General features: G+C 60.8%; 14 protein-coding genes and 1 pseudogene. 2 read left to right on the top strand and 13 right to left on the bottom strand.

Annotated elements, in window-relative coordinates:
- The coding region (locus APY03_RS21130; protein ID WP_232324359.1) for a tyrosine-type recombinase/integrase at window positions 1-1,616 on the top strand (1,616 nt) is incomplete at its 5' end.
- A 37-nt stretch (window positions 1,617-1,653) separates the two neighbouring features.
- On the opposite strand, the gene APY03_RS21125 is transcribed toward APY03_RS21130, so the two are convergent.
- The 5 genes and pseudogenes from APY03_RS21125 to APY03_RS21110 form a co-directional block, all read right to left on the bottom strand.
- A complete protein-coding gene (locus tag APY03_RS21125; RefSeq protein WP_269475623.1) occupies window positions 1,654-2,244 on the bottom strand; it encodes a Dyp-type peroxidase in 591 nt (196 codons plus the stop codon).
- 16 nt (window positions 2,245-2,260) lie between these two features.
- Window positions 2,261-2,452: a Dyp-type peroxidase domain-containing protein gene (locus APY03_RS45380; RefSeq protein WP_269475622.1), complete on the bottom strand. Its 192-nt coding sequence runs from the start codon at window positions 2,450-2,452 to the stop codon at window positions 2,261-2,263.
- Window positions 2,453-2,470: 18 nt separating this feature from the next.
- Window positions 2,471-3,591, bottom strand: a pseudogene (locus APY03_RS21120) (IS3 family transposase).
- A 65-nt stretch (window positions 3,592-3,656) separates the two neighbouring features.
- The gene (locus APY03_RS41675) at window positions 3,657-3,824 is read right to left on the bottom strand and encodes a hypothetical protein (protein ID WP_232081082.1); all 168 of its coding nucleotides are present in this window, start codon (window positions 3,822-3,824) and stop codon (window positions 3,657-3,659) included.
- Between the two features lie 169 nt (window positions 3,825-3,993).
- The gene (locus tag APY03_RS21110; RefSeq protein ID WP_443082837.1) at window positions 3,994-4,782 is read right to left on the bottom strand and encodes a substrate-binding domain-containing protein; all 789 of its coding nucleotides are present in this window, start codon (window positions 4,780-4,782) and stop codon (window positions 3,994-3,996) included.
- Between APY03_RS21110 and APY03_RS21105 the strand changes: the two genes are divergently transcribed.
- Entirely contained in the window at window positions 4,767-5,060 is a 294-nt protein-coding gene (locus APY03_RS21105) for a helix-turn-helix domain-containing protein (RefSeq protein WP_012112375.1), read from the top strand. The genes APY03_RS21110 and APY03_RS21105 overlap by 16 nt on opposite strands.
- Before the next feature lie 23 nt (window positions 5,061-5,083).
- Here the strand turns inward: APY03_RS21105 and APY03_RS21100 are convergent, their stop codons facing one another.
- The 8 genes from APY03_RS21100 to APY03_RS21065 form a co-directional block, all read right to left on the bottom strand.
- Window positions 5,084-5,974 carry a LysR family transcriptional regulator gene (locus APY03_RS21100; protein ID WP_012112374.1) on the bottom strand — a complete coding sequence of 297 codons (891 nt, stop codon included), beginning with the start codon at window positions 5,972-5,974 and terminating at the stop codon, window positions 5,084-5,086.
- A 186-nt stretch (window positions 5,975-6,160) separates the two neighbouring features.
- Entirely contained in the window at window positions 6,161-7,678 is a 1,518-nt protein-coding gene (locus APY03_RS21095; protein WP_068679689.1) for a thymidine phosphorylase family protein, read from the bottom strand.
- On the bottom strand, window positions 7,675-9,033 hold the full coding sequence (locus APY03_RS21090) for an MBL fold metallo-hydrolase (protein ID WP_046482875.1): 1,359 nt from the start codon (window positions 9,031-9,033) through the stop codon (window positions 7,675-7,677). Before APY03_RS21090 ends, APY03_RS21095 begins: the two co-directional genes overlap by 4 nt.
- Before the next feature lie 35 nt (window positions 9,034-9,068).
- Window positions 9,069-11,447: a xylulose 5-phosphate 3-epimerase gene (locus APY03_RS21085; RefSeq protein WP_068679687.1), complete on the bottom strand. Its 2,379-nt coding sequence runs from the start codon at window positions 11,445-11,447 to the stop codon at window positions 9,069-9,071.
- Between the two features lie 157 nt (window positions 11,448-11,604).
- Window positions 11,605-12,381, bottom strand: coding sequence for a ribose-phosphate pyrophosphokinase (locus APY03_RS21080; protein ID WP_232081081.1), 777 nt, complete (start codon window positions 12,379-12,381; stop codon window positions 11,605-11,607).
- Window positions 12,382-12,531: 150 nt separating this feature from the next.
- A complete protein-coding gene (locus tag APY03_RS21075; RefSeq protein ID WP_068679685.1) occupies window positions 12,532-13,605 on the bottom strand; it encodes a lipid A deacylase LpxR family protein in 1,074 nt (357 codons plus the stop codon).
- Complete coding sequence (locus tag APY03_RS21070; RefSeq protein ID WP_003050031.1) at window positions 13,602-14,096, bottom strand: universal stress protein; 495 nt, start codon at window positions 14,094-14,096, stop codon at window positions 13,602-13,604. Before APY03_RS21070 ends, APY03_RS21075 begins: the two co-directional genes overlap by 4 nt.
- A gap of 87 nt (window positions 14,097-14,183) precedes the next feature.
- Entirely contained in the window at window positions 14,184-15,935 is a 1,752-nt protein-coding gene (locus APY03_RS21065) for a PHA/PHB synthase family protein (RefSeq protein WP_083944494.1), read from the bottom strand.
- Between the last annotated feature and the right edge of the window lie 28 nt (window positions 15,936-15,963).

The raw sequence follows: 15,963 nt of genomic DNA, 5'->3' as shown, positions 1-15,963 counted from the left end.
CCTGGGTCGAGCATCGGCGCAAGGAACTCAAGGAAGGCCGTCAAAGCACCCTCTCGCAGATCCTGCGGATTTTCGGCAAGGACGTGCTGCCCGCCCTCGGGAAGATGTCGATCTACGACATTCGCCGGCCCCAGCTTCTGGGCGTCCTGGCAAGAATCGAGGAACGCAAGGCTTTCACCACGGCAGAAAAGGTCCGCACCTGGTTGAGCCAGTTGTTCCGCTATGCCCTCGTGATCGTCGAGGGGCTGGAGGCCAATCCGGCTTCTGACCTGGATGTGGTGGCGGAGCCCAAGCCTCCGGTGAACCACAACCCGTACTTGCATTTGCCCGAGCTGCCGGAATTCCTTCAGAAGCTCCGGCTCTACAACCCGCGTGGCTGGCAGACCCAGCTCGGCATCCGGCTGCTGTTCCTGACCGGGGTGCGAACCGGCGAGCTGCGGCTGGCGACCCCGGATCAGTTCGACCTGGACCGCGGCCTCTGGATCATTCCGCCCCAGATCGTCAAGCAGCTTCAGGATGAGATGCGCAAGGCCGGCAAGCGCCCCCAGGATGTGCCGCCCTACATCGTACCGCTGTCCCTTCAAGCCATCGAGATCGTGAGCTACCTTCTGGGGGTGATACGGCCGGCCCAGCGCCACCTGCTGGCGCACCGCAGCGAACTCAAGAAGCGCATCAGCGAGAACACCCTCAATGCCGCCTTGAAGCGGATGGGCTACGAGGACCAACTGACCGGCCACGGCATCCGGGGAACGATTTCGACGGCGCTCAACGAGATCGGCTACCCCAAGATTTGGGTGGACGCGCAGCTCTCGCACTCCGACCCGAACAAGGTGAGTTCGGCTTACAACCATGCCAAGTACGTTGAGCCGCGCCGCCGGATGATGCAGGACTGGGCGGATCGCCTCGACCTGCTCGAACAGGGCCAGGTGGAGGCGGCCAGCGCGCACCTCACCATTCACATCGAGGGCGTGCCGGCCATGGCAGAGGAGGACAAGCCCGACGCCATCGTTGCAGCGTCCTCTGCGGCACCCGTTCCGTCGATGGTGACCGCTCCCATCGTCGTGACGCCGAACGACGGGAGCATCACGTTCCAGCGGCTGTCGCAGGTGCCGCCGCCTCCGACGCATGCGCCAGAACCGGAAGTATCTGCCATCCAGCGCGAGCGCGAGGAAATGCTGGCCATCTATGAATCGCCGAGCAGCCTGCCGGTCCCCCTGTTCGGCAAGTTGGCCGGGAAGTCCAAAGACCAGATCAACCGCGAGTTGAAGGCCGGCAAACTGCTATCCGTCAGCTTGGGCAACCGGGGCCAGCGAGTTCCCGATTGGCAACTGGTGCCGCTCAAGCACAAGCTGGCCCAGGTGCTCATGCGCCAGTGTCCGCAAGCGGATTCGTGGGAGCTTTACCGCATGCTGACCCGGCCACACCCGGACCTGGGCGATCGCGCGGCCATCGATTTGGTGACGCCAAGCAATCTGGGCATGGTGGTCCAGGTCATCGCAAGCGGCCAGTTCCATGCGAATGCGCCAGAGACAGTCCCACCGCGGCCTATCCCAGAGGAGGTGCGGCAGAGCGTTCGCCGAATGGTGGACAGCGCCGTGGTTCTGGACGGCGCATAGGGCTACCAGCCCTTGCGGGCGCCTTGCGGCCCCCGCGCTACGCTTGTACAGCCTGCACGAGTTCGCTCAGCGTGCGCGGGGCGGACGCAAAGAACACGGCACCAGTGTGCGCCGTCGAGAAATCGAGCAGGCGGTCGTTCATGCCCGGCGGATCGCCGAGGAACATGCGCTTCAGCATCTTCTGCGTGACGCACAGATGCCTGGAGTAGCCGATGAAGTAGGTGCCGTATTCGCCTTGGCCGGGGCGGCCAAAGGGCATGTTGTCGCGCAGGATGTCGTGCTCGGTACCGTCAGCACCCACGATCGTGGCGAGGGTCTTGTGCGACTTCTGGCCGCTCGTCGCATCGGGCAATTCGATATTGCTGACGATCTCCCGGCCGATGATCTGCTCTTGCTGGTCCTCGGGAAGCCGAGCCCACGGCTGCATTTGATGCAGATACATCTGCACCACCACGTAGCTCCCGCCGGCGAATTCCTGATCCTCACTGCCGACCAGCGTGGATGCGCCGATTTCGTGCCCGGTTGGATTGGCTGTGCCATCGACGAAGCCAAGGAGATCGCGGGAGTCGAAATAGCGAAAGCACGCCACCTCGTCGGCCACCGTCACGCTGCTGCCCAATTGGTCCAACAGCAGGCGCTCGAATTCAAAGCAGAGGTCCTCGCCCTCGGCCCGGATATGAGCCGGGCGTGGCCGGCGCGGTGTGCTTCGCGCCCTTGATGGGTGCGAAGGGACGCAGTTCTTTCGGGCGCCTTCCGGCCTGGAAACGGTCCCACAGCGCCGATCCCAGGGCGGTGATGCACGACAGCCGGCCGTTGAGATCGCGAAGAAAGCCCACCTGACCTGCCCGGTTTTTTCATACCAACGCCGTCTGGGAAATGGCGTTGGTTGATAAACAGTTCTTCAAGCTCTGCGCCATCTGCAGCGGCGTCAGATACCCCAGACTGGAGTGCGGGCGCACCTCGTTGTAATGCCGCCGCCAGTCCTCGATCACAATCCTGGCCTCGATCCGGTTACGGAACCATTCAAGGCTCAGGCATTCGTCGCGCAACTTGCCATTGAAGCTTTCGGTCGTACCGTTCTGCCAGGGCTTGCCTGGGTCGATCAGCGCGGTTTCGATACCTTGCTCCAGGCTCCACTTCAGGAGCGCACTCGATACAAATTCCGGCCCATGATCGGAGCGCAGATATCGCGGTGCGCCGCGTTCGCTCACCAGTCGACTCAGCACCTCAATCACCCGATTCGTACGGATGGATCCGGCCACGTCAATGGCCAGGCATTCCCGCGTGTACTCATCGACGATGGTCAGACACTTTAGTTGCTGCCCATTGGCACAGGCGTCGAACACGAAGTCATAGGACCAGACCTGGTTGGCCTAATTCGATGGCAAGGGACGCGGCAGGCTGCCTGCCACGCGTTTGCGCGGTCGACGACGCGCAATCTGCAAGCCCGCTTCATGCCACAGCCGCCAGGCTCTGGCCGCACTCATCGCGTAACCCTCGCGCGCCATGAAGATGCGAATACGTCGGTAACCGTAGCGTGGATACTGCAAGGCCAACTCCTTCATCTTTTGCGAGACCGGCTCGTCGGCTGTCGCCTTCGTGCGCTCGTAGCGAAACCCCGATCGAGATACCTCAAGCAGCGTACAAGCCCGGCGTTCGGACAACCCCATGGAGCAGGCTTGGCGGACCTGTTCCTGCCGAGCTCGTACGCTTACCACTTTCGCTTGTTGATCTCCTTCATGACCTCCAGCTCAAGGTCGCGGTCAACCAGCATCTTGCGCAGCCGCGTGTTCTCTGCCTCCAGATCCTTCAGGCGCCGCACCTCATCAACGCTGAACTCGCCATACCGCTTGCGCCAGCCATAGATGCTCTGCTCGCTGACGCCATGACGCTTGGCGACCTCGGCCACCGGATCCTTGTCCGTCTCACGCAGGATCCGCACGATCTGCTCTTCGCTATATCGGGACTTCTTCATCGCTTCCATCTCTCCTTGGAAGCCATTTTCCCAAAACTACGCTGGTACGAAAATCCTAGAGCAGGTCACACCGTCTTGATCAGGTCGTCCAGGCCGTCCAGGACGCCGGCGACCGCCTGCAGGGACTCTCGGCCCTCGGCGACCGTCAATGTGAGAAACACCGCCGCGCGCGACAGTGGCGCATCGATGCTTTGCGAGTCGATGGGTACTCGGTCCCAACTACTTCCAACCATTGGCATCTCCATAAGGCCGGTTTAATTCGTCATGTTGCCAGAGATGAAAACGCGATGCTGGCGCATTGACAGCGCGTGCCGTTGCAATTACCAGGAAGCAGTGAATTCCCGCGCCGATTACGGATGCCTGGCATCGGCATCTGAGTGGAGAGCACGCAGCGCGAGTGAGCTATCGGGTATTCGAGTAGGCCGCGCTATCTTTGGCAACCTGCATCGCCCTGCGCTCGAACAGCTCAGAAATGGCGCTGGCTCGCTCCCTGGGCCGCTGCAGATGTGTCACGACCTCGTAGGGAGCATCAGAAAGCGGCCGCATGGTGATGCCCCAGGCATGGGCGCGCTCAATACGCGATTGCGCAGAGATCCCGACGCCATAGCCAGCGGCGACCCATAGCGCCAAAATCTCAAACGAAGTGACATGCTGCATGCTCTGCTCGCTCAGCGGCGGGAAGGAGGACAACCGCTGATCCAGCAGCGGGCAGGTCTCTGCTTGCCAGCGAAACCCGGGGTAGTCCAGAACCTCGGCGGTCGTGAGCGTTGCCCGGCCAAGCAAGGAAGACCGCAATGGCATGGCGACAGCCATGTTATCGATCCACAAAGGCTGGCTTCTCAGGAACGGAGCACTCACGTGCCGAAGCGATATTCCTGCGTCATAGCGGCCTTCTTCAAGGCCGATCACCAGGTCGTCACCCGAGGCTTCAAAGAAGGCGATGGGGGTGTCCGGCTCTTCCGTGCGCTGCAGGGCGAGAAGCGTGGAGAGGCATGAGGACGGCACCCCGGGTGCTATAGCAAGCCTGAAATGAGAAAACTGCCTGGTGGCATGCATGAGGACCCCCAAGAAGCGATCTGGCCAGGAAGGCGAACCAACATCGTGGTTAAGAGTGAAGTTTAACGTCGTTAAAAATAACGTGGTTAATTTTGGAAGATTGTTTGACGCTTCTGCTAATGCAGAAATCAACAATCCAGCCAGGCCGCCCTACTGGCACATCAACGTATGAATCCGAGTCGGCGTTGGCCTTCGGACAGGCCGTGCGCGCTGCCCGCGTCGCTCAGGGAGTCGCGCAAGACGAGTTCGCGTCTCGGGCAGTCATCTCGCGCTCGCACATGGGCAAGATCGAGCGCGGTGAGCACGTGCCCACACTGCCTCTCATACTGAGAATTTCTACGGCGCTCAGGATAAGCGCGGCTGAACTGATGACGGCGACCGAACGCAATCTGCGTGCCGAAACCGATCCTTGAGGATGTCCGCCGGCAGGACTCCGTCAACCGTCGGACGAGTCGCGTAACCGAGCGATAAACCGCTCCAGCGAAGCCGACAAACTGTTGCTTTCAGGCCGAAGCAAGTAGGTGGTGATCACCGCGGAATCCATCGCCAAGGGACGAATCACCACATCCGGCCATTGGCAGACCGGAATCTTGGTCGCCGTCATGAAGCCGACGCCATATCCTGCACCGACCAGCGTGAGCATCATGTCCAGCGAAGACACTTCCTCGACGATGTTCAGCTTGTGCTCCAGCACCTGCAAGAGCCGCCCCAATTCGCGGCAGTACCCCTCGCATGCGTGAGGGTCGCACAAGACAAGCGGATGCCCCCGGAGTTCATGAAGTGGGACCTTCTTGTGGACGAGCAGCGCGTGCCGAGCTGGCACGGCGATCACCAACGGATCCCGCCAGATGGGTTCGGCAACAATGTCGTCACCGACTTCGGCCGTGTGCGCGAATCCGATCGTGAAGTCGCCTGACCGCAAGCCGCGTAGCTGCTCGGCCAACGGCACCTCGGATAGGCGTATCTCTATCTCCGGTTCCTCTGCGCGGCAGCGGACCAGAAATGCTGACAGTCGAGGATCGATCGCACCATCGGACACTGCAATGCGCAAGCTGCCTCGCAAGCCTGAGGCGACAGCCTTGGCGTTTTCTCGTGCCTGCTCCAGGACGGTGAGCAGGCGTCGAATATCCTGCAAGAAGGCAGCACCTGCTGCGGTCAGAACGGTTCCACGGCGATTTCGGTCGAAAAGTACCACCCCCAGTTCGTCTTCAAGCTCTTTGATGGCGCGAGATAAAGGGGGTTGCTCGATATGCAGGCGCTCGGCGGCCCGTGTGAAATGAAGCTCTTCGGCCAAAACGATAAAGCAACGCAGGTGTCGCAGTTCCATGAGCAATGTTCCTATTCAGACGCTGACGACCTCCTTCTATTTGCTCCACGCTATGCAGGTTGAAAACTTCTAGGCGATGTTTTTTGCATATGCTCTTTGAGCACGAGATGTAGGCGTTCAACTTTTCCAAACGAGAGGCCGGGCTGTGTTTGACTGAGCATTCAAGAGCCCTGTTTATCTACGGCGCTAAGGTTCAATCTTTACGATGTCACCAATGTCATGCACGTATGCGAGTGCATAGGCCATCTCTCCAGAGGTTTGCGCATGCAAAAAAATCAATGATTGTCCGCGTGTTACCTCGTCACCTAAGCGCACTTGCAATTGAATCCCTGCGGCTGGACTCTCAGGCGCTCCGGCTAATTTGGCTAAACGGGACAGCTTACGGTTGTCGATGTGTACTGCTCGGCCTGAAGTGGTTGCCAAAAGCGGTTCGACATAGAGAGCTTGGGGCGGCTCACGAAATCCCCCCTGAGCCGCGCAGATTCTCTGAAATTTTTCCCAGGCGCGGCCACTGCTGATCGTCTCGTGAGCCAACCGAAGTCCGTCCCCTTCTTTGGCGACACCGCCAAGCTCAAGCACCGCGCCCGCGACCAACGCCACGCGGTCACATAGGTCTTGCGGCGCATCCGCCTCGTTGCGCAATACGGCCAACACGTCGCGCGCCTCCAACGCCGGGCCGATACCTCTGCCGACAGGCTGATTCCCGTCTGTAAACAGGCAACGCAATACAAGGCCAAATGACGCGGCGACTTCCGAAAGGTGATGCGCAAGATGCTCGGCAGTTTCCCGGCTGCGGACTTTTGCGGTTGGCCCAACCGGAATATCGATCACGATGTGGGTCGCCCCTGCTGCAATCTTCTTGGATAACACCGAGGCAATCAGTTGTCCTTGCGTGTCGATATCCAGTTCACGCTCAATACGCACGAAGATGTCGTCCGCGGGGCTGAGGTGCATCGCGCCGCCCCACGCCACGCATCCACCCTCTTTCTCCACGACCTTTCTGAGCGTATCCAGGTCCAGGTCTACAGGAGCCAGCGTTTCCATGGTGTCCGCGGTGCCAGCGGGAGAGGTGATGGCGCGTGATGAGGTCTTGGGCATCACCAATCCATTGGCTGCGGCGATGGCAACCACCAACGGCGTGGTGCGATTTCCCGGTAATCCGCCCACGCAATGCTTGTCCACAACAATCGGAGCCTGCCATTGCAGGTGATCTCCGACATCGACCATCGCACGGGTGAGATGGATGGTCTCTTGCATATCCAGAGGCAGTACCGCCGTTGCGGTCAGGAAGGCCGAAAGTGCGACATCGGTATAGCGACCATCGACCACATCACGGACGATCGCCTGCAACTCCGTCGTTTGCAGTCGGTGGCCGTGAATTCGCGCACGCACGGCCGACAACGATTCGAGCAGCGGAGGATGCCGAACCTGCACAAGATCGCCCTCATGAATGTCCAGGGCATCCCAGGCGGCCTCGGACAGAGCGATCTGTCCGGTTTTGAGCAGATCGCTGTCGATTTGGTACAGTAGCGCTTGCACAGTGCGGTCGCCGGCAATGATCAGTACCTGTGACCGCGGTGCCAGCCCTTCGGCACGGCAGACATGGCAATCGGTACGCATCAAGACGACGGGTTGATGCTGGGCATGCAGTCGCATGCGCAATGCTTGCAAGGCGGGTGTCTGGGGGGTGATGCGGGCACTCACAGGGCGAATTCCTGGTTTTGCATGGACACCGATGCGTGCCAATTGAGTTCGCGCTGGATACGTTCGCGCAGCGCCTCGGAGGCATCGGATTCACCGTGAACAATGAACACTCTTTCCGGTGCCTTGGTAAAGCTGCGCAGCCATCGCATCAGCTCATCGCTGTCGGCATGAGCCGACAACATCGCAAGCTCGGCGACCTCCGCCTTGATCGGCATCCAGCGCCCATGAATTTTGACTTCGCGAGCGCCCTCAAGCAGCTTGCGTCCGCGCGTACCTGCTGCCTGGAATCCAGAGAACAGCAGCGTGTTCTGATGACTGCCGCCAAACGCTTCTATGTGATGCAGCACGCGGCCACCGGTGGCCATGCCGCTGGCGGAAATAATCACCTTGGGGTAGCGATTCGCCGATAGCGCCTTGGACTCTTCAACGTCGCGCATGTATGTGACTTCTGAGAATGCCGCCTCGAAATCGTGTTGTGCGAGCTTGTGGTCGTCGGCATGGCGGTGCAGCAGCGCAGTTGCGCTGGTGGCCATGGGACTGTCCAGATAGACGGGCACGGTGCGGAGCCGACCGCGCTGTCGCAACAGCCATAGGTCATAGATCAACGACTGCGCGCGTCCAACGGCAAAAGCGGGAATCACTACGGTGCCTCCGCGGCGAGTCGTGCGCTCGATGATGTCGCCCAGCGCTTCGACGGCATCGGAACGGTCATGACGACGATTGCCATAGGTGGACTCGATGATGATGTAGTCCGCTGCCGTGACGGGTTCAGGATCAGGCATGACCACATCGTCATAGCGCCCCAGGTCGCCGGAGAACACCAAACGCTTGCCGCCAATGTCGATCTGAACCGTCGCCGCCCCAAGAATGTGACCAGCGCTGCGCAGCAGTAGACGGGCATTGCCCGGCAATTCCGTCTCTTGATGCAGCGGCACCGGTTTGAACTGCAGGAGCGCACGTTCTGCATCCCGAACCCGATACAGCGGAAGGGCTGGCTTGTGTTTGGAAAATCCTTTTCGATTGGCGAACTCGGCGTCCTTCTCTTGCAACCAGGCACTGTCGAGCAGGATGAGTTCGGCGACATCTCGCGTGGCTGAGGTCGAGAAAATCTTCCCGCGGAACCCGTCCAGCACCAATCGGGGCAGATACCCACAATGATCCAGGTGCGCATGCGTCAGTACGACCGCATCGATGTCCTTGGGTTCAACGGCCAGGCGCTGCCAATTAAGTTCGCGCAGGTTTTTCAATCCCTGGAACAGTCCGCAGTCGATCAGGATGCGGGTATTGCCATGGGTGATAAGGTGCTTGGAGCCGGTGACGGTGCCGGCACCACCCAGGCTGGTCAATGAGAGCATGTAGTTGTCTCCTCTCTTGTTGGTGGGTTGTGAAATCAGGAACCGGCGCGGTCGCCGCGGACCGCGTCAGAACCACTTGAAATTCGCGCGTCGGTCGCGGCCGCAGCAACCTGCGAACTGTTCCAGCCGGTCACTTGCGCAGCCGCATAGATGGCGTCCGCCCAGGTGCAGCGGTTGGCGATCAGCATTCCAGCCACATCGAGTGTGCCGCCGCGGTTGATGTAGCCCAAAGCCCGCGTCTTCGAGGGGCCGCTGTCAATGCGGCGCAGCACGCCCAGCATCGGCTCAGGGCGGGTATGGCTCATCAACACGCGCGGCAGGTGAGGCGGGAAGAGCGCTTGCAGTGCTTCGTCACCGAGCACGAAGGCGGCCTCAAGGTCGTCTCGTGGAATGCGCAGACGGCCGGGCTCGATCGCCATGGTGACGCACGACGTAAACCCATGGTGCCCCAGGCGGGCGTGGGCTTTGAGCGCTTCCTCCAACTGGTAGGCGCCAATCGCCACGAACTGCAGTTGTGCTGTAGCCGGATCGCCGGCTACATGGGCTGCGCCGTGCTCGATCAGCGATTGAGCGGCGGCGGCATTGAAGTGATTCGGCGTGTCGCGCTTGGAGACCACAACACAAGCCACTTGGCCCCGGCTGGCGTAGACCGCTCGCAGCGCGGCGCACGCCGTGTTGGCATCCACCGGGAACAACACGCGTGCGGTGTCCGACATCTCCCCCAGCAATGCTTCGCCAATGGTCGGGTCCTGGTGTGACTGCTCGTTCTTGCTGTTCTCCCAGGTGTGGGATGTGACGATCAGCGGGACGGAGATCCAGCCTGGCGGCTGGCCCAGTTCCTTCTGCCGACGCGCGAAGATGATCTCCTGGCGCATCAATCCAAGCATCTTGGCCGCGAAGGCCTCGTAGCTGACGATCAGGTTCAGCCCCCCTTTGTTGGCGAGGGCGGCGGCCGCAACGGCTTCTTCATTGAGTGCGGTGACCACCGAGCCATCCGTCGATTCCGGGGCGCCGGGTTCGGGCACGTTGACGCGGTGCCTGAGCAGCGCCAGCGTGGCACCCATCTTGTTGCTGGCCAGTTCATCGGGATTGCCGATCCGGATGCGCAACTGTGGATTTGCCTGCACTAGCTCCACGAACCAACGGTCCAGTGCGGACATGGCGCTGCCCGACACCTCGGTTGGCACCCAGGCCGGCATCGGCAGATGAGGGCTCGCTGGATGGCGTCGGGCCATGGGGTGCTCGCTTTCGCGCGAGCGCTGGCTCTGGCCGTGATTCGCCAGGACGGTGAACGCGTTTGCCAGTTCGCTCTCAGGCACGAACAGCGCCGCAGCCCCTGCGTTGAAGGCCTCGCGTGCCTGCGCATCCTCGCGCGGATTGCCGTTCAGCGGCAGGTTGTGGGCGGCATTGGTCGCCGCGCCCGGGAAGCCAAAACCTTTCTCCGTCTCGGCGATCACGTAAGGCAGCTTGACCGGATAGCGCCGATCCGAGCGTGCAGCGAAGGCGCTCAGCGTGTCTTCGGCTTCAACAATGGCCCATGCGATCGCCACTGGATCGCGTCCATCGACGATGACGGGATCGAAGCCGTTGTGGCGCAGGTCTTCGGCCAGCCAGGCAGCGCCACCTTCCTGCACGATCTGGGTGCGCTGCTCGATGCGCCGTCCGTTGAGAATCATGACCGGGATGGCGAAGCCGCAGTCCTCGGCGCGCCACCAGCGCGGCGCCCAGTCCGAGCCACGTTGTTCCTCGAAAGCGCCATCACTGAGGAATGCCACCAGGCTTTCTCCCGGCAACGGCGTGTGCACATACTGCAGCCCGGCGAACCCCAGATAGCCGCCTTCGGAGATCGCGCCGGCCGTGTTCGGCCCGGCATGGCTACCCAGCGGTACCGCGGGTCGCCCCTGCTTATCGATGGCATAGGAGTAGAAGTCCCCGATCAAACGCGACAGGCCCGCCTCGCTGCGGTCGTAGCGTCCACGCTGGGCGGCGGACACATCGCCGGTCAGTGCGTTCACCGCCTCGATCGCGGCCACGCAGTGCCCCTGCCCCATGAGCCAGCCGCGTGTCGTCCCGGTCAGCGCGTTGGCCAACAGATAACCCACGAAGGCTGGCACCATGTTGAGCGAGCCGCCGGTGTGGCCTTCGGGCGTTTGTTTGAAATCATCGGAGCCCAGGGGGCAGCCGCTTCGGTCGATGCGCCGGGCATAGGTCATATGCGCCACTACGCTCATGGCCGTGCAGGCCACCCGGTCGGCTGCAGCCAGCAGCGCATGGGCCGAGGCTTCGTCTGCTATACGCCTTTGCGCGACCAGACGGTGCACGAGGGCCTGCATACGTTCGATGGTTTCAGACCGGTGCGCGATGGGCCCGTAACCGGCACGCCAATCGGTTGCGAGGTTAGCCTGAGAGGACATTTCAGGTCTCCTTGAAAATAGTTGGATCGATAAAAAGATCAGCCTCGCGGATCGGTTTTCCCGCTAGAGAGAGCGTCGGCAATCAGCGAAGCGAGACCAATCCGGTTGCTCGGATGCGGTACTGCGTCGGTGGACGTAATTCGGGCAAACAACGGTGTCAATTGGGCCCAGGCATCCTCGGCGAACAGGGCATGCACCACTCGCACTCCGGCTTGCGCATTCCTTGCTCGGCGAGTTTGCGCGCCGCGACGGCGAGCGTGCGGCCCGAGGATGCGATGTCGTCCACAAGCACCGGCGTTCTGCCGCGCCAGATCGACAGGTCGGGAACATCGATGTCCACGCTGCGATCGCCATGGCGTGTCTTGCGAAGCACAGCGTGCGGTACGCCGATGCGGGACGCGATGGCGCCGGCCCATTGCTGGCTTTCCTCGTCGGGGCCCACGATCAAGGGTTCTTCGACATGATTCGCGATCCAGTCGGCCAGCAGTGGCGCGGCATGCAAGGTGATGGTGGGGATTGTGTAGACCGCTGATAGTGTCGGATAGCGGTGCAGATGCGGATCCACCGTGAGCAGCTTGTCGAACGTCGATGAGACCAAGCGTGCGAAAGTCCGCGACGTCACGCTTTCGCCGTCATGGAATCGCTTGTCGTGGCGCATGTAGGCCAGGTAGGGTGCAACCAGGTTCACCTCGCGCGCGCCAAGCTCTCGCACGGCGTCCGCGGCAAAAGCCAGGAGCAGGAACTGCGGGTCTGGATGGGTCAGCGTGCAAATTAGATCCACGATCTGGCCAGCAGGTTCGCCATGCAATCGGACATAGCTTTCGCCATCGGGGAATCGGCGCGTTTCGATGCGGCCGACATCGCTGCCATATGCCTGCGCGAGGCGACCGGCGAAATGTTCGTTGCCTGGAAGGGCAAGGGTGAGCCGTTGCATGCGGTTGTCTCCTTTCTTATTGGTTGTCCTGGTTCACTTATCGAACTCGGGTGCTTGGTCGGCGTCAGTACTCCACACGAGCAATCAGTCCCGTGCCGACGAATAACAACAGGACGGCCCATGTGGAGTCGAGGAAGGAATCGACCGGCATCAGAATTTCCTTCCTACAGTGATCGTTCCGTAGACCGGGATTTCGTTTTGTCCCCGGAATTCGCGTGTGCGGTGGTAGCGGGCTATCGCGATGCGCCAATTGCCCTGGGTAATCGCGACGCCGTAGCCGACATCCGCCACGAGTGACCGTTTATCCACGCTATGGCTGGACTTGAAGGTATTGCCGTCCAACGTGATGTCGTGCAGAACCCAGCGAGCGTCTAGCGCCACGAAGAGGTGGGCGTTCCAGTTGCCGCCAGCGGTCGTGCGCACGGGCGCGGTGTTTTCTCCGGCAGGCCGCAGCGGTGCCGTGCCTAAATCATCCGGCAGGCGCAGGCCATAGCGCAGTTCTCCACCGACATTCGCGTAGGTGGCGAAATTGCCGAAGCTGCCGCCCCAGTGGCGGGTCAGATCCCAGCCCCAACCGCTGACGTTTTCTTGCCTGAAGACTCGCGTTCGGCGTTCGTGCAGCAACTGCAGCACAGGCTCGTCGCGCAGTTGGTGTCGCCAGCCATTGAATTTGTCGACGCCGATGGTGTCATGCCACCAGTTCTGGGTTTGCCTGGCCAAGGAGGAGGGGCCCACAACACCGACGCGGATTTGTGAGGTGCGCAGCGTATCGCCGCGCCGCGCGTTGTAGCCAAAGCTCAACATCATTGCGCCGGCGAAAGGGCGGTCGTCTTTGATCAGATCGCTGCGCGTTTTGTCGCTGGGGGTGTACATCATCTGCCCGAAGCCGATGGTCATGTTCTGTTCGTCAAAACCCTCGGGTTGCAGCACTGTGAGAAAACGATTCAGCCCACGGACGAGACGGGGTAGGCAAGGGTCATCGCGATAGTCCACAAGGTTGGGGGAGACCCAGCTGACGAGAAATCCATTGGAGTAGCCTTGATCTTGTCCAATGCCGCCGAACATGTCGTTGTCGATCCGCAGATTGAGCGTTCCCGTTGAGCGCAGCGGGTTGTCCTGGTGGCAGGACTGGGCCTGTGCGGGGGCGCTCAGCAATAGCAGCAGCAAGGAGGCTGCGACTTCCAGCCTCCATTCAGCGGGGTCGGCGGACTGAACTTTCGTCACGCTGGCGTGCCACCCTGCCCAGGGGTTGCAGTCACAATGACCGATTGGGACTGGCGCACCAGCATCACCGGAACTGGTGCGATGCGAGCGAGCTGCTCTGCATCGCTTCCCATCAGCAGCCTGTCCACGCCCCGGCGTCCGTGGGTACCCAACACCACCAACTCGCATTGAGTAGTCAGTGCCTGCTGAGCGATGAGCACCGAGACGCGCTCGCCGTTACTTTCCAGAAGGACGGTCTCAACCACCAGGCCTCCCTGTCTCAGCCGCAGCGCCGCCTCGTCCAGCAGCTTCTGCCCGGCCGCCAGGAAGCCCGGCCTCACTTCTTCAATATAGATCCTCGGCCTCTCGAAGCCGTTGCTGTGCTTCATCTCCTCGATGACGTGCAGCAAGACGATGGTTGCGCCATTCAGGCGTGCCAGCACCGCAGCGTGGTGGAGCGCCAAATCGGCAGTAGGACTTCCGTCGAGCGGAACCAGGATTCTTGAGTACATGAATGTCTCCAGTTATCAGAGTAAAACGGGGTGACGAACAGATATTGCGTATACCGTGTCGCAATAGCGGACGCGGTATGCGCTTATTCAGTTGCGTACATATTCCCCTGGGGCGTCGCAAACAGTGGGGTATCCACTGGATTCAGCACCTATGAGCGGAGGCGCAACAACATCACCGGAACGCTCTCGCAGCCACGCCGACCATGCGGGCCACCAGGAATCCGGATGCGTCTGCATCGTCGCTTGCCACTCATCCGGCGCCATGTATCCATCACCGGCCGCGCGGGTATGGATTTGATATTGGCGCTTACCTCGGCCGGGCTCGCTCACGATGCCGCCGTTGTGTCCTCCAGTGGTCAGCACGAAAGTCAGCTCGGCCGAAGACAGGAGATGCAGCTTGTAAACCGAGCGCCAAGGCGCAATATGATCCGAGGCAGTGCCGACGCAAAACACCGGCACAGCGATGTCTCCCACTGAAACGGGGCGACCCGTGACGGGATAACGCCCCGCGCTGAGATCGTTATTCAGGTAAAGGCGTCGGAGATACTGCGAATGCATCTTCGCGGGCAGGCGAGTCCCATCGGCATTCCAAGCCATCAGGTCGGTCATTGGCCGGCGATCGCCCAATAGGTATTCGTCAATCATGCGAGACCATATGAGATCGTAGGAGCGCAGTAGCTGAAAAGCTCCGCTCATCTGGTCGGAGGTCAAATAACCGGTTTGAGCCATGCTGGCTTCCAACAGCGCCACTTGACTCTCGTTGATGAAAAGACTCAGCTCGCCCGGTTCGCTGAAGTCCGTCTGTGCGGCAAGCAGGCTTACCGACACCAGCCGCGTATCGCCATCACGCGCCATGGCTGAAGCACCAATGGCCAGTAGCGTTCCGCCCAGGCAATAACCAGCCGCGTGGACTCCATGCCCGGGGACAACGGAAGTCACAGCGTCCAGCGCTGCATGCAGGCCGAACTCCAGGTACTCATCCATGCCCAAATCTCGATCCTCAGCATCCGGATTTCTCCAGGAGATGCAAAAAACCGTATGCCCTTGCGCAACCAGATACCGTATCAGCGAGTTATGCGGTGACAGATCCAGTACGTAGTACTTCATGATCCAGGCAGGAATGATCATGATCGGTTCGGGATGGACTTTCTCGGTAGTGGGCGTGTACTGAATCAGTTCGATCAGTCGATTTCTCAGAACGACTTTTCCTTCCGTGACCGCTACGTCGCGCCCAACGACGAAGTTCTCCGTTCCCGCGGGAGGCTGGCCGGATAGTTGCCGACGCAAGTCGTCGAGAAAGTTGGACGTCCCCCGCGCTAGATTGGCGCCTTGCTCTGCGATGGTTCTTTTCAGGACAACGGGGTTGAAAACCGCAGCGTTGGCGGGCGAAAGCATTTCCAGCCACTGTTTGGCGCCAAACGCCAGCAGGCGTTGGTGTTTCGGATCCACTCCCCACACCCCCTGCGTGGCCTGCTCCCACCATTTGGTCTGATTGACGAATGAACTGCGGAAAAGGTCGTAGGGCCATTGATCCCATGCAGGATCGTTGAAGCGGCGGTCATTGACAGGTGACCGGTCAGGAGCGGTGGCTCCCCGGTTCGGGTTGGCCCGATTCTTCTTCAATACGGCCATCCATTGCTCGGACAGGGAGGCTGCAAACGCCAAAAGCTCGGCTTGCTTGCCAGGACTGTTTGCTAAATGGCTCGCCCAGTCCACCCACGCGAGCAACGATGTCTCCGGCGAAATAGACGACCAAGCCTGTGCCCAAGCGACATGGGCATCCCCATCCAACTTCGGATTGATGGCTGAGTCGATATTGCCGTTCTTTTTATTCGTCAAAGCGTATTACCTCTATTTCTGCACAAGT

Origin of the sequence: Variovorax sp. WDL1, assembly GCF_001541225.1 — a bacterium.
Lineage (GTDB): Bacteria > Pseudomonadota > Gammaproteobacteria > Burkholderiales > Burkholderiaceae_C > Variovorax.
The sequence above is the reverse complement of the archived record's forward strand: the minus strand, read 5'-3'. Positions and strand labels throughout refer to the sequence as shown.

Bases quoted from the DNA above. Each gene is read 5' to 3' on its own strand.
- APY03_RS41675 (WP_232081082.1), bottom strand. From the start codon at position 3,824: ATGGTTGGAAGTAGTTGGGACCGAGTACCCATCGACTCGCAAAGCATC.
- APY03_RS21105 (WP_012112375.1), top strand. From the start codon at position 4,767: ATGCAGAAATCAACAATCCAGCCAGGCCGCCCTACTGGCACATCAACG.
- APY03_RS21100 (WP_012112374.1), bottom strand. From the start codon at position 5,974: ATGGAACTGCGACACCTGCGTTGCTTTATCGTTTTGGCCGAAGAGCTT.
- APY03_RS21090 (WP_046482875.1), bottom strand. From the start codon at position 9,033: ATGCTCTCATTGACCAGCCTGGGTGGTGCCGGCACCGTCACCGGCTCC.
- APY03_RS21085 (WP_068679687.1), bottom strand. From the start codon at position 11,447: ATGTCCTCTCAGGCTAACCTCGCAACCGATTGGCGTGCCGGTTACGGG.
- APY03_RS21080 (WP_232081081.1), bottom strand. From the start codon at position 12,381: ATGCAACGGCTCACCCTTGCCCTTCCAGGCAACGAACATTTCGCCGGT.
- APY03_RS21070 (WP_003050031.1), bottom strand. From the start codon at position 14,096: ATGTACTCAAGAATCCTGGTTCCGCTCGACGGAAGTCCTACTGCCGAT.